Here is a 12,680-nt window from a genome sequence, read left to right as displayed (position 1 = left end):
TCGTTCGACATGCTGCATTTGTCCCGCCTCACTTCGCTGGCCCTGACGATCGCCCTGGTGATCGGCGCGCCCCTGGCTTTCGCCGACCAGGCCGCTCCGGCTGCACCCGCCGCCACGGCCGCGACCACCAAGGCGCCGTTGCCGCTGGATGAGCTGCGCACGTTCGCCGAGGTCATGGACCGCATCAAGGCAGCCTATGTCGAACCCGTAGACGACAAGACCCTGCTGGAAAATGCCATCAAGGGCATGCTCAGCAACCTCGATCCGCACTCCGCCTACCTGGGCCCGGAAGATTTCGCCGAGCTGCAGGAAAGCACCAGCGGTGAATTCGGCGGCCTGGGCATTGAAGTCGGCTCCGAAGACGGCAACATCAAGGTGGTCTCGCCGATCGATGACACCCCGGCGTCCAAGGCAGGCATCCAGGCTGGCGACTTTATCGTCAAGATCAATGGTCAGCCGACCCGTGGCCAGACCATGACCGAAGCCGTCGACAAGATGCGCGGCAAGATCGGCCAGAAAATCACCCTGACCCTGGTACGCGACGGCGGCAACCCGTTCGACGTGACGCTGACCCGCGCGACCATTGTGGTCAAGAGCGTGAAGAGTCAGCTGTTGGAGTCGGGCTACGGCTACATCCGCATCACCCAGTTCCAGGTCAAGACCGGCGACGAAGTGGCCAAGGCCCTGGCGAAGCTGCGCAAGGACAACGGCAAAAAACTCAACGGTATCGTGCTCGACCTGCGTAATAACCCAGGCGGCGTGCTGCAGTCGGCGGTGGAAGTGGTCGACCACTTCATCACCAAAGGCCTGATCGTCTACACCAAGGGCCGTATCGCCAACTCCGAGCTGCGCTTCTCGGCCACCGGCAACGATCTCAGCGAAAACGTGCCACTGGCCGTGCTGATCAACGGCGGCAGCGCCTCGGCCTCGGAGATCGTCGCCGGCGCGCTGCAAGACCAGAAGCGCGGCGTGCTGATGGGCACCACCAGCTTCGGCAAAGGCTCGGTGCAAACCGTATTGCCGCTGAACAACGAGCGGGCGCTGAAGATCACCACTGCGCTGTACTACACACCGAATGGCCGCTCGATCCAGGCCCAGGGCATCGTGCCGGACATCGAGGTGCGCAAGGCCAAGATCACCAACGAGATCGACAGCGAGTACTACAAAGAGGCTGACCTGCAAGGTCACTTGGGCAATGGCAACGGCGGCGCTGACCAGCCAACCGATAGCAGCAAGAAAGCCAAACCGATGCCGCAGGACGACGATTACCAGCTGGCCCAGGCGCTGAGCCTGCTCAAGGGCCTGAGCATCACCCGCAGCCGTTGATATGCGTTTTGCCCTGATCATTGCTGTGCTGTGCAGCCTGGCAGGCGTCGCCCACGCGACACCTGCCGGTGAGCCGCACAAAGCCTACCTGACCCTCATCATCGACGATCTCGGGCAAAACCTGCCCCGCGATCGTCGCGTGCTGGCCCTGCCTGGGCCGGTCACCACGGCGATCATGCCCGACACGCCCCACGCCGCCGAATTCGCCCGCGAAGCGCACAAGGCCGGCAAGATCGTGATCCTGCACATGCCCATGGACCCGGCTACCGGACCGTTTGCCTGGCACCCCGAGTTGTCCATCGAAGAACTCGGCAAGCGCCTGGACGCCGCGTTCCAGGCCGTGCCCTACACCGCCGGTATCAACAACCACATGGGCAGCCGCATGACTGCCCAGCCGGCCGCCATGGCCTGGCTGATGGCCGAACTGCAACGGCGCAACAAGTTCTTCGTCGACAGCCGGACCAGTGCGCAAACCGTGGCGGCCGCCGAGGCGCAGAAGATTGGCCTGGCCCATGTGTCGCGGGATGTGTTTCTGGATGACGAGCGCACCGAAGCGGCGATCACCACGCAATTGCAGACGGCAATCAAGCTGGCGCACAAGCAGGGTTCAGTGGTGATGATCGGCCACCCTTACCCACAAACCCTGGCGGTGTTGGAGCGCGAATTGCCCAAGCTCAAGGCCCAGGGCGTCGACTGGATCAATATCAAGTTGATGATTAGCGTGCGCAGCAACCAGGCCATGGCCGGGCACGGCAAGGATGGCATTTACCGCTGACGATCCGTTGTAGGCGCCGACTTGCCAGCGCCTACAGGGAATTCGTCCGGTTACAGATAGTTCGCCATGATCTCGTCGACGACGCCATCTTTTCGCAGTTGGTCCAGCGCGGCCTGAAGCTTGGCTACCAGCTCATCCGGCACGTCCTTGTTCAGTGCAAGGTAGAGCTGGGCGCTGTTAAAGCGCAGGACCGTCTTGAGCCCCGTCACGCCGACTTGGCGCGCCAGGTAACGTCCGGCAGGATCGCCGGTGGCCCACAGATCGATCTGGCCATCCATCAGTTTCTGCGCGTTGTCCTGGTCCCGCAGCACGACTATCGGCTTTAAACCCTGTTTTTCCAGGGACTCGGCAATCGCATCACCCTTGTAGGCACCGATCCTGTAGGGGCGGGCGTGCTCAAGGTGGGCCAGTTGGATTTTGCTGTCAGCCTTGGCCAGCAGCACCCAATCGTCGGGGCCAATGGGGCCGACCCATTTGAACAGCGCTTCACGGTCCGGCAGCCGGGCCATCACGAACACACCGTAACCAGGTTTTTCCAGGGCGAGCTTGTAGATGCGTTCCCAAGGAAATCGCAGGGTGAGGTTGTAGGCAATACCGGCGCGCTTGAAGGTCTCGCGCACGATGTCCACGGCAATGCCTTCGATGTTCTCTTCCTTGGCGAAGTTCTTGCCGTTTTTCGCCATGTTGTAGGGCGGGAAGTTTTCCGTCAGCAGCACCAGGGAGGCGTCGGACGGTTCTTCGGCGCGGGCCGAACCTGCCAACAGGAGGGACGTACTGGCGAAGGCGAGCAGCAGGTGCTTGAACATGTAAGTTACCGGAATCCATGGCAAGCGCAGAGAGTGCCGCGCACTTGCCATGGTGTCCAGCAGCATTCAGCGAACGACGATACCGCGCGCCGCCATGTAGGCCTTGGCCTCAGGAACGGTGTACTCGCCAAAGTGAAAAATACTCGCCGCCAGCACCGCGCTGGCGTGGCCTTCGGTCACACCGTCGGCCAGGTGCTGCAGGTTGCCGACGCCGCCGGAAGCAATCACCGGAATGCCCAGCGCATCGCTGATGGCGCGGGTCACGCCCAGGTCGAAGCCGTTTTTCATGCCGTCCTGGTCCATGCTGGTCAGCAGGATTTCACCGGCGCCCAGGCCTTCCATCTTCATTGCCCACTCCACCGCGTCCAGGCCGGTGGGCTTGCGCCCGCCATGGGTGAAGATCTCCCAGCGCGGGGTTTCACCCGGGCCAGAAACCTTCTTGGCGTCGATGGCAACGACGATGCATTGCGAGCCGAAATGCTGCGCCGCTTCGCCGACAAACTCCGGGTTGAACACGGCTGCGGTGTTGATCGAAACCTTGTCCGCGCCGGCATTGAGCAGGTTGCGGATGTCTTGCACGGTACGCACACCGCCGCCCACGGTCAGGGGGATGAAGACCTGGCTGGCCATGCGCTCGACGGTATGCAGCGTGGTGTCGCGGCCATCGACGCTGGCGGTGATGTCGAGAAAGGTAATCTCGTCGGCACCTTGCTCATCGTAGCGACGAGCGATTTCCACCGGGTCGCCGGCGTCGCGGATGTTCTCGAACTTGACGCCCTTGACCACGCGACCGTTGTCGACGTCCAGGCAAGGGATGATGCGTTTGGCCAGCGCCATGGTCAGTCCTCAGCCGTTGTAGGCGTCGCAGTAAGCCTGGGCTTCGGCGACGTCCAGGGTACCTTCGTAGATCGCACGGCCGGTGATGGCGCCGATGATGCCGGGCGCCTTGGCGTCCAACAGCGACTTGATGTCGCCCAGGTTGTGGATACCGCCAGAAGCGATCACCGGGATCTTGGTCGCAGCCGCCAGCGCGGCGGTGAAGGGTACGTTGCAGCCCTGCATCATGCCGTCTTTGGCGATGTCGGTATAAACGATGGCGGACACGCCGTCGGCTTCGAACTGCTTGGCCAGGTCGATCACCTGCACGGTGCTGATTTCAGCCCAGCCGTCGGTGGCGACGAAGCCGTCTTTGGCATCCAGACCCACGATCACTTTGCCGGGGAACGCGCGGCAGGCTTCGGCGACGAACGCCGGGTCTTTCACGGCTTTGGTGCCGATGATCACGTAGCTCACGCCGGCTTTAACGTAATGCTCGATGGTTTCCAGGGAGCGGATACCGCCGCCGATCTGGATCGGCAGGTTCGGATAGCGCTTGGCAATGGCGGTAACCACTTCGCCGTTGACCGGCTGGCCTTCGAAGGCGCCGTTCAAGTCCACCAGATGCAGACGACGGCAGCCCCCTTCTACCCATTTGGCAGCCATGCTCACCGGGTCATCGGAGAACACAGTGGAGTCTTCCATGCGGCCTTGGCGCAGACGTACGCAGGCGCCGTCCTTGAGATCGATAGCGGGGATAATCAGCATCTGGCAAACCTTATTCGATATTCAGCAATGCTTGGGAAATCAGGGTTTCTCAAGCGACCACAGGTCGCTTTCGATGCTTTCGAACCTTTCTTTAAGGAGCGTCTGCGTGTCGAAAATCGCCCTGTTGTAATAATGCGGAGCCACTTCAGTGGTGAACAGCTCAAGAATCTCGGCGACCTCGAACGAGCCCAATTTAAGCTCGAATCGGTCCTCCATGAAGCGCTTGATCTTGAGGGTAGCCTCACTCTCCTGTTCGGGCGTGAGGTTCAAGATCGGCTGCTTCGGCTTCCTGGCCATTTACCAGCGCCCGTCCCAGGCGGCGAAGTTCTGCAGCAATTGCAGGCCGTGGGTATGGCTCTTCTCCGGGTGGAACTGCACGGCAAAGCGCGAACCCTCGGCCAGCGCGGCGGCGAAATCGACGCCGTAGTGACCGCCACCCACCACCTGGCCCGGTTTACCGGCGGCGATGTAGTAGCTGTGCACGAAGTAGAAACGCGCCATGTCCGGCACGTCGTGCCAGAGCGGGTGATCCACGGTCTGGCGGACTTCGTTCCAGCCCATGTGCGGGACTTTCAGGTGTTCGCCGTCTTCGTGCAGGTCCTTGCCGAAGAACTTCACCTGGCCTGGGAACAGGCCGATGCAGTCGACGCCGTCGTTCTCCTCACTGCTGTCGAGCAAGGCTTGCATGCCCACGCAGATACCGAGAAACGGCCGATCCTGGCTGACTTCGCGCACCAGGCTGTCAAAGCCCAGGCGGCGGATTTCGGCCATGCAGTCGCGAATCGCACCGACGCCGGGAAACACCACCCGGTCGGCTTCGCGAATCACGTTGGCATCGCTGGTGATCAGCACCTTGCCGGCCCCTACGTGTTCGAGGGCCTTGGCCACCGAGTGCAGGTTACCCATGCCGTAATCGATAACCGCGACCGTCTGCATTACAAGACGCCCTTGGTCGATGGCATTTGCCCGGCCATGCGGTCATCCAGCTCGACGGCCATGCGCAGCGCGCGGCCGAAGGCCTTGAACACGGTTTCGATCTGGTGGTGGGTGTTGGTGCCGCGCAGGTTGTCGATGTGCAGGCTGACCAGTGCGTGGTTGACGAAACCCTGGAAGAATTCCTGGAACAGATCAACGTCAAAGCCGCCCACAGTGGCGCGGGTGTAGGGCACGTGCATCTGCAGGCCTGGGCGGCCAGAGAAGTCGATGACAACGCGCGACAGCGCTTCGTCGAGCGGGACGTAGGCGTGGCCGTAGCGACGGATGCCTTTTTTGTCGCCAATAGCCTTGGCAAACGCCTGGCCGAGGGTGATGCCAACGTCTTCCACCGTGTGGTGGTCATCGATATGCAGGTCGCCTTTGCTGACGATATCCAGGTCGATCAGCCCGTGACGGGCGATCTGGTCCAGCATGTGCTCAAGAAAAGGGACACCGATATCAAATCGGGCCTTTCCGGTGCCATCCAGGTTGATCGAGGCTTTGATCTGGGTTTCCAGAGTGTCGCGCTCGACGGACGCCTTACGTTCGGCCATCACCAACTCCGCAAAATCATTGGGCGAAAAAGGCAGCCATTATAGGGGCGCGGGCGCCAAACAGAAACATCGGAGGGGATAAGACTGATGGAGTGTCAGCGATAGACATGTGCATACAAGCAGGCGCTCCAGGATGGTGCGCCGACCCGATCGCTTCAGGCGGGTGAAGATAAAGTGCGGGAGCAGGCAAGCCCGGCTCCCACAGGAACCGGGCCCACCGTTATTGCGGTGTTAGTGGAACAGTACGGCGGTTTTCTGCAGGGTTACCCACACACCCCACGCCAACGGAATACCCACTACCAGCCAGGCGGCAATCGCCAACGGCACAGTGCCAGGGGCGGCTTTCCACTCCAGCGAAGTGGTGGCATCCGCGCCTTTGTCGTGACCCAGCGCCTGTTCGGCGGCCAGTTCGGCGTCGGTCATGAAGTACTTGTCGGCCACCGGGCGTACCAGCAGGTTGCAGATGAAACCCAGCACCAGCAGGCCGGCCAGGATGTACAACGTGATGTCGTAGGCAGCGGCGCGTTCAACGCCGATGCTCAGCTGATACTCACGCAGGTAGTTCACCAGCACCGGGCCCAGCACGCCAGCCGCCGCCCACGCAGTCAGCAGGCGACCGTGGATCGCGCCGACCATTTGCGTACCGAACAGGTCGGCCAGGTAGGCCGGAACGGTCGCAAAACCACCGCCGTACATCGACAGGATGATGCAGAACGCGGCGACGAACAGCGCCACGTTGCCCAGGTGACCCAGGTTCGGGATCAACGCGTACAGGGCAAAGCCCAGGGCGAAGAACACGAAGTAGGTATTTTTACGGCCCAGGTAGTCGGAGAACGACGCCCAGAAGAACCGGCCACCGATGTTGAACAGGCTCAACAGACCGGTGAAACCTGCAGCGATCGCTGCGATGGAAGCCAATTGACCGGCATCCAGTTGGCCAAACGGCACATCCACACCCAGCAGCTTGCCGCCGAACACTTCCTGCAGCAGTGGCGAAGCCATGCCGAGGATGCCGATACCGGCGGAGACGTTCAGGCACAGTACCAGCCACACCAGGCGGAATTGCGGGGTCTTCCACGCCACGTTCACGTGCACATGACGGTGAGTGATCATCGCGTTGCTGGCTTTTTTCGCCGGCGCGGTCCAGCCCTCAGGCTTCCAGCCGGTCGGCGGAACGCGGTAGGACAAGGCGCCGCCGATCATGAACACGAAGTAGATCGCGGCCATTACCAGGAAGCTCTGCCATACGCCCACACTGTCGGGCGTTGCAAAGTGGCCCATCAATGCTGCTGCCAGCGGAGCACCCACCATAGCACCGCCACCGAAGCCCATGATCGCCATGCCGGTCGCCATGCCGCGCTTGTCCGGGAACCACTTGATCAGGGTCGACACGGGCGAGATATAGCCCAGGCCCAGGCCAATACCACCAATGACCCCGGAGCCGATCCACATCAGCCAGATCTGGTGGGTGTAGATACCCAACGCCGAGATCAGCAGGCCACCGCACCAGCACAATGCCGATACAACACCGGCCTTACGTGGCCCGGCATGTTCCAGCCAGCCGCCCCAGATCGCTGCCGAGCAGCCCAGGAAGATGAAGAACAGGGTATAGATCCAGCCCAGCATCGAGATGGGCCAGTCGCATTGCGACGAGAAGACTTGGGCGATGAAACTCATGTCCGGCGCACAGGCGACCGGCTTGGTGATACCCAGCGCCTTGGACAGTGGCAGCCAGAACACCGAGAAGCCGTAGGCCATGCCGATACACAGGTGGATGGCCAGGGCGGCCGGTGGAACCAGCCAGCGGTTGAAGCCGGGCTTGGCGATGATGCGTTCCTTGGACAGGAACGCAGGCTGTGCGGCAGTTGAACCTGCCGCAGTGCTTGTGCTCATTGGTGTTTCCCCCAGTTGTTAGTATGTGTTCGTCAGGCGCTCTCTCCCTCGGCCTTGCACGCAAAGCGTGGCCGTTTTGTTGAGTGAAGCTCCCTTTTAGGCGCGACGTTAAGCCGCAGAAGGCGGACGAACTCGCAGAGATTAGCATCTGTGGATGACAGAAAAACCAAACTGATATCACCTTTTTCAGGAAATCTGTTTTGTTTGACGCCAAAAACCCGTTTCCCCGGCCCTGGATACAATGTAACGATCGTGGCACTGACGCAGGCCGTCGGGCGTTATACTCTGCGGCTAAATTTTGAAATCGACATACAAGGACTCGCCCATGAAAGCGTTCGGCAAAATCCTGGGTCTGGTACTTCTCGGGCTGTTGCTGATCATTGTGGCTCTAGGCTTTGCCCTGACCCATCTCTTCGATCCCAACGACTATAAAGACGAGATTCGCCAGATTGCCCGCGACAAGGCCCACATCGAGCTGACGCTCAATGGCGATATCGGCTGGAGCCTATTCCCCTGGCTCGGGCTTGAACTGCACGAAGCCAGCGTGGCGACACTGACCGCGCCGACCCAGCCGTTCGCCGACCTGCAGATGCTTGGCCTGTCGGTGCGCGTGCTGCCGCTGCTGCGCCGCGAAGTGCAGATGAGCGATGTACGCGTCGAAGGCCTCAACCTGCGCCTCAACCGTGACAAACAAGGCCACGGCAACTGGGAAGACATCGGCAAGAACGTGACCGAGGCGACCGTCGGCAGCCCAGGCTCGGTTGAGCAGCCTGCCGAGACCGAACCGGAAAAGCCCTCGAAGCCCATCCGCCTGGACATCGACAGCCTGACGATCAACAACGCCCGCGTCGAATACAACGACGAGCAGACCGGCAAGCAGTTCAGCGCCGAAAGCATCCAACTGAGCGCCGGTGCCGTGCACGAAGGCGCCAGCATCCCGGTGAAACTCACTGCCTTCTTCGGCAGCAACCAGCCGGTGATGCGCGTCAAGACCGAGCTCAACGGCAACCTGCGTATCCAGCGTGCGCTCAAGCGCTATCAGTTTGAAGACATGAAGATCACCGGCGAAGCCACGGGCGAGCCGCTGCAAGGCAAAACCGTGACGTTCTCGACCCAGGGCCAATTGCTGGTGGATCAGGCGGCCAATATCGCCGAATGGACCAACGTGAAGCTCTCGGCCAACCAGTTACGCGCCTTGGGCGAGCTGAAGGTCAACGACCTGGACAAGACTCCGCAGTTGAGCGGCGCGCTGTCCATCGCCCAGTTTGACCTGGCCAAATTCCTCGACGGCGTCGGCCACCCGCTGCCGCCCATGGCCGAGGGCAGCCTGAGCAAAGTCGAACTGGTCAGCCGTCTCAAGGGCACGCCGACCAGCCTGGCCCTGGAAGACCTGAACCTGAAACTCGACGGCAGCACCTTCACCGGTCGCCTCGCCGTGGAAGACTTTGCCAAGCAATCCCTGCGCGTCCAACTCAAAGGCGATACCTTCAACGCCGACAATTACCTGCCGGCCAAGTCTGAATCCGCCAAAGGCGCAGCCGCAGCCCGCCAGGCCGAAGTGCAGAACAGCGAAGCCGGTGCCATGGCTGCCGGCGGCACCACGCCACTGCCCGACGCGCCGACCAAAGGTGCCTGGAGCACCGACAAACTGTTGCCGCTGACACGCCTGCGCACGCTGGATGTGAACGCCGACCTGGCCTTCCGCCAACTGACCCTGAGCAAGCTGCCGATCCAGAATGCGGTGCTCAAGGCGTCCGGCGTCGATGGCCAGCTCAAGCTCGACACCCTGAGCGGCGGTCTCTACAACGGTTCGTTCCAGGCCAATGGCACGCTCGACGTGCGCCAGGACATCCCGGTGCTCGCGCTGCAAAGCCACATCAAGCAAGTGCCGGTCGAACGCATCCTGCAAGCTCAGGGGCAAAACCCGCCGGTGAAGGGCCAAGTCACCCTCGACAGCAACCTCACGGGCCGCGGCAATAGCCAGAAAGCCCTGATCGACAGCCTCAACGGCACCGCCAGCTTTGTGATCAACAACGGCGTATTGCTCAACGCCAACCTTGAACAGCAGCTGTGCACCGGTATCGCCTTGCTCAACCGCAAGACCTTGAGCAGCACACCACAAGGCAAGGACACGCCATTCCAGGAATTGAAGGGCAACCTGACCTTCCGTAACGGCGTGGCCAGCAACCCCGACCTGAAAGTGCGCATCCCGGGCCTGACCGTCAACGGCAATGGCGACGTCGACCTGCGCGTGCTGGGCATGGACTACCGCGTCGGTATCATCGTCGAAGGCGACCAGCGTGAAACGCCGGATCCCGCCTGCCAGGTGGGCTCGAACTTCCAGGGCATCGAAGTGCCGTTGCGCTGCCGTGGCCCGCTGGAACTCGGCGCCAAGGCCTGCCGCCTGGACAAGGACGGCCTGGGCCAGGTCGCCATCAAGGCCGCCGGCAACCGCCTGAACGAGAAGCTGGAAGAGAAGCTCGACAAGGTTAATCCGCAGCTCAAAGATGCTTTGAAAGGCCTGTTCAAACGATGAGAGACGAGCAGTTTTCAACGGCGGTGCTTGACTGGTACGACCGCCACGGTCGCCATGACCTGCCCTGGCAACAGGGCATCACGCCTTACCGGGTGTGGGTCTCGGAGATCATGCTGCAACAGACCCAGGTGAGCACCGTGCTCAATTACTTCGACCGTTTCATGGCTTCGCTGCCTACGGTCGAGGCCCTGGCCGCGGCGCCGGAAGATGAAGTACTGCATTTGTGGACCGGCCTGGGTTACTACACCCGCGCGCGCAACCTGCAGAAGACCGCAAAGATTGTCGTGGCCGAGTACGGCGGCGAGTTTCCCAAGGATGTCGAGAAGCTCACCGAGTTGCCCGGTATCGGCTTGTCCACCGCTGGCGCGATCGCCAGCCTGAGCATGGGCCTGCGCGCGCCGATCCTCGACGGCAACGTCAAGCGCGTGCTGGCGCGCTTTACCGCGCAGGAGGGCTACCCAGGCGAGCCCAAGGTGGCCAAGCAGCTGTGGGCCACCGCAGAACGCTTCACGCCCCATGACCGTGTCAACGCCTACACCCAGGCGATGATGGACATGGGCGCCACGCTTTGCACCCGCAGTAAACCCAGCTGCCTGCTGTGCCCACTGGAAAAAGGCTGCGAAGCCCACATGCTCGGCCTGGAGACACGTTATCCAATCCCCAAGCCACGCAAGACCATCCCGCAAAAGCGCACGCTGATGCCGCTGCTGGCCAATGCCGAGGGCGCAATCCTGCTTTACCGCCGCCCTTCGACGGGCCTGTGGGGCGGTCTCTGGAGTCTGCCGGAGCTGGATGACCTGCAAGACCTGGAACACCTGGCCAACCAGCACGCGCTGGCGCTGGGCAAGCACCAGGAACTGCCGGGGCTGATCCACACCTTCAGCCACTTCCAGCTCGCCATCGAACCCTGGCTGGTCCAGGTCGAGGAATCCGCCCATCACGTGGCCGAGGCCGACTGGCTCTGGTATAACCTCGCCACCCCGCCGCGCCTGGGCCTTGCCGCCCCGGTAAAAAAACTGCTGAAACGCGCGGCCGACGTATTGAATGCAGGAGTTTCGTCATGACCCGCACCATCATGTGCCGCAAGTACAAAGAAGAACTGCCAGGCCTCGAACGCCCTCCTTACCCGGGCGCCAAAGGCCAGGACATTTTCGAGCACGTCTCGGCCAAGGCCTGGGGCGACTGGCTGAAACACCAGACCCTGCTGATCAACGAAAAGCGCCTGAACATGATGAACGCCGAAGACCGTAAATACCTGGCGGGCGAAATGGACAAGTTCTTTTCCGGCGAGGATTACGCCAAGGCCGACGGCTACGTGCCACCTGCTCAATAATTGATCAAAAACCGGGGTCTGCACGTAAGCGACGGTAATAATTAAATATTTTTTGAAAACTTGCTTGACGACCCCCTGAAAAACCCGTTTAATGCGCCCCGTTGCCCAGATAGCTCAGTCGGTAGAGCAGGGGATTGAAAATCCCCGTGTCGGCGGTTCGATTCCGTCTCTGGGCACCAAAATACCGAAACCCCTGATTCCGAAAGGTCTCAGGGGTTTTTTCGTTTACGGCCCTCGCCACCCTTCAAAATACAAATCCTATAGACGCTTTTCCGGCAAGCACCGCCGGCGAATCGATCGGTGCTGTGCGTTCAACGGCATTACGGCCGATACAGCGGGAACGCCTCTATCAGCGGCACTATTTCCCGGCCCGTTTCTATTGCGCTTTGCGAGGGCTCGTTCGGTCTTGGAATGTTCCTGGCAAAGTGAAAGATGATGGTCTGCCCGGTAGTGCCATCCCTGTAATACTTGAAATAACTGATTTCCGAGAATTGCCCGTCTTTACGCAATGAGGTGGGATAAAACATCATCGAATAATCGATTCCGGTTTTATTGTCAGTCAGCAGGATCGCAGGCATGTTCGGGTTTTCTTGCTGGTGAAGCTGGATGGCGCGCTTGGCGAGGTCGAGGGGTTTGAAGCGGTTCATCTCCCGAGGCACGACGGTGAAGTCCAGCATTTCATTCCAGGCATCGATGCTTTCCTCTGCCGGGAAATACTCCCACAAGCCCGGTTTCTGGAATTTGAGAACGAACGTTTTACCGCCGAACACCACGGTTTTGGTGTCGGCAATCGACGGGCTAGACATGTCGGATGTGAGCGGCGTGGTGCAGCCGTACAGCAGGGCGACGGTGGATAACACAAGCAATAGGGCTTTCATTTCAATCCTTGAAAAAGTGC

13 protein-coding genes and 1 tRNA gene are annotated in these 12,680 nt (G+C 61.0%); 6 read left to right on the top strand and 8 right to left on the bottom strand.

Annotated features, from left to right (window positions below; translation table 11 throughout):
• Window positions 1-9: 9 nt before the first annotated feature.
• Both AC4PS7_RS18980 and AC4PS7_RS18975 read left to right on the top strand, forming a co-directional pair.
• A complete protein-coding gene (locus tag AC4PS7_RS18980) occupies window positions 10-1,326 on the top strand; it encodes a S41 family peptidase (RefSeq protein ID WP_021492191.1) in 1,317 nt (438 codons plus the stop codon).
• Window position 1,327: 1 nt separating this feature from the next.
• On the top strand, window positions 1,328-2,101 hold the full coding sequence (locus AC4PS7_RS18975) for a divergent polysaccharide deacetylase family protein (RefSeq protein ID WP_010213884.1): 774 nt from the start codon (window positions 1,328-1,330) through the stop codon (window positions 2,099-2,101).
• A gap of 50 nt (window positions 2,102-2,151) precedes the next feature.
• On the opposite strand, the gene AC4PS7_RS18970 is transcribed toward AC4PS7_RS18975, so the two are convergent.
• From AC4PS7_RS18970 to AC4PS7_RS18940, 7 genes are all read right to left on the bottom strand, one after another.
• The gene (locus AC4PS7_RS18970) at window positions 2,152-2,907 is read right to left on the bottom strand and encodes a substrate-binding periplasmic protein (protein WP_010213885.1); all 756 of its coding nucleotides are present in this window, start codon (window positions 2,905-2,907) and stop codon (window positions 2,152-2,154) included.
• 66 nt (window positions 2,908-2,973) lie between these two features.
• Window positions 2,974-3,744: an imidazole glycerol phosphate synthase subunit HisF gene (hisF, locus tag AC4PS7_RS18965; RefSeq protein WP_016972251.1), complete on the bottom strand. Its 771-nt coding sequence runs from the start codon at window positions 3,742-3,744 to the stop codon at window positions 2,974-2,976.
• A 9-nt stretch (window positions 3,745-3,753) separates the two neighbouring features.
• The gene (gene hisA / locus AC4PS7_RS18960) at window positions 3,754-4,491 is read right to left on the bottom strand and encodes a 1-(5-phosphoribosyl)-5-[(5-phosphoribosylamino)methylideneamino]imidazole-4-carboxamide isomerase (RefSeq protein WP_003187784.1); all 738 of its coding nucleotides are present in this window, start codon (window positions 4,489-4,491) and stop codon (window positions 3,754-3,756) included.
• A gap of 39 nt (window positions 4,492-4,530) precedes the next feature.
• Window positions 4,531-4,788: a DUF2164 domain-containing protein gene (locus AC4PS7_RS18955; RefSeq protein WP_010213888.1), complete on the bottom strand. Its 258-nt coding sequence runs from the start codon at window positions 4,786-4,788 to the stop codon at window positions 4,531-4,533.
• A complete protein-coding gene (gene hisH / locus AC4PS7_RS18950) occupies window positions 4,789-5,427 on the bottom strand; it encodes an imidazole glycerol phosphate synthase subunit HisH (protein ID WP_010213889.1) in 639 nt (212 codons plus the stop codon).
• Window positions 5,427-6,020 carry an imidazoleglycerol-phosphate dehydratase HisB gene (gene hisB, locus AC4PS7_RS18945; RefSeq protein ID WP_003218037.1) on the bottom strand — a complete coding sequence of 198 codons (594 nt, stop codon included), beginning with the start codon at window positions 6,018-6,020 and terminating at the stop codon, window positions 5,427-5,429. Before hisB ends, hisH begins: the two co-directional genes overlap by 1 nt.
• A gap of 231 nt (window positions 6,021-6,251) precedes the next feature.
• The gene (locus AC4PS7_RS18940; protein ID WP_021492193.1) at window positions 6,252-7,913 is read right to left on the bottom strand and encodes an OFA family MFS transporter; all 1,662 of its coding nucleotides are present in this window, start codon (window positions 7,911-7,913) and stop codon (window positions 6,252-6,254) included.
• Between the two features lie 325 nt (window positions 7,914-8,238).
• On the opposite strand from AC4PS7_RS18940, the gene AC4PS7_RS18935 reads away from it, so the two are divergent.
• The 4 genes from AC4PS7_RS18935 to AC4PS7_RS18920 all read left to right on the top strand — a co-directional run bounded on the left by AC4PS7_RS18935 (window position 8,239) and on the right by AC4PS7_RS18920 (window position 11,961).
• Window positions 8,239-10,449, top strand: coding sequence for an AsmA family protein (locus AC4PS7_RS18935; RefSeq protein WP_492179688.1), 2,211 nt, complete (start codon window positions 8,239-8,241; stop codon window positions 10,447-10,449).
• Window positions 10,446-11,513 (top strand): A/G-specific adenine glycosylase, encoded by a 1,068-nt coding sequence (mutY, locus tag AC4PS7_RS18930; RefSeq protein ID WP_010213893.1) that lies wholly within the window; start codon window positions 10,446-10,448, stop codon window positions 11,511-11,513. Before AC4PS7_RS18935 ends, mutY begins: the two co-directional genes overlap by 4 nt.
• Window positions 11,510-11,782, top strand: a complete 273-nt coding sequence (locus tag AC4PS7_RS18925; RefSeq protein ID WP_010213895.1) for an oxidative damage protection protein — start codon at window positions 11,510-11,512, stop codon at window positions 11,780-11,782. The genes mutY and AC4PS7_RS18925 overlap by 4 nt, the downstream gene beginning before the upstream one ends.
• Before the next feature lie 103 nt (window positions 11,783-11,885).
• A tRNA-Phe gene (locus AC4PS7_RS18920) sits at window positions 11,886-11,961 on the top strand.
• Window positions 11,962-12,102: 141 nt separating this feature from the next.
• Here the strand turns inward: AC4PS7_RS18920 and AC4PS7_RS18915 are convergent.
• Window positions 12,103-12,660 (bottom strand): HI_0983 family protein, encoded by a 558-nt coding sequence (locus AC4PS7_RS18915; RefSeq protein ID WP_021492195.1) that lies wholly within the window; start codon window positions 12,658-12,660, stop codon window positions 12,103-12,105.
• Between the last annotated feature and the right edge of the window lie 20 nt (window positions 12,661-12,680).

This window comes from Pseudomonas sp. DW-iso3 (assembly GCF_058725305.1).
This window is presented reverse-complemented; position numbering and strand designations above follow the sequence as displayed.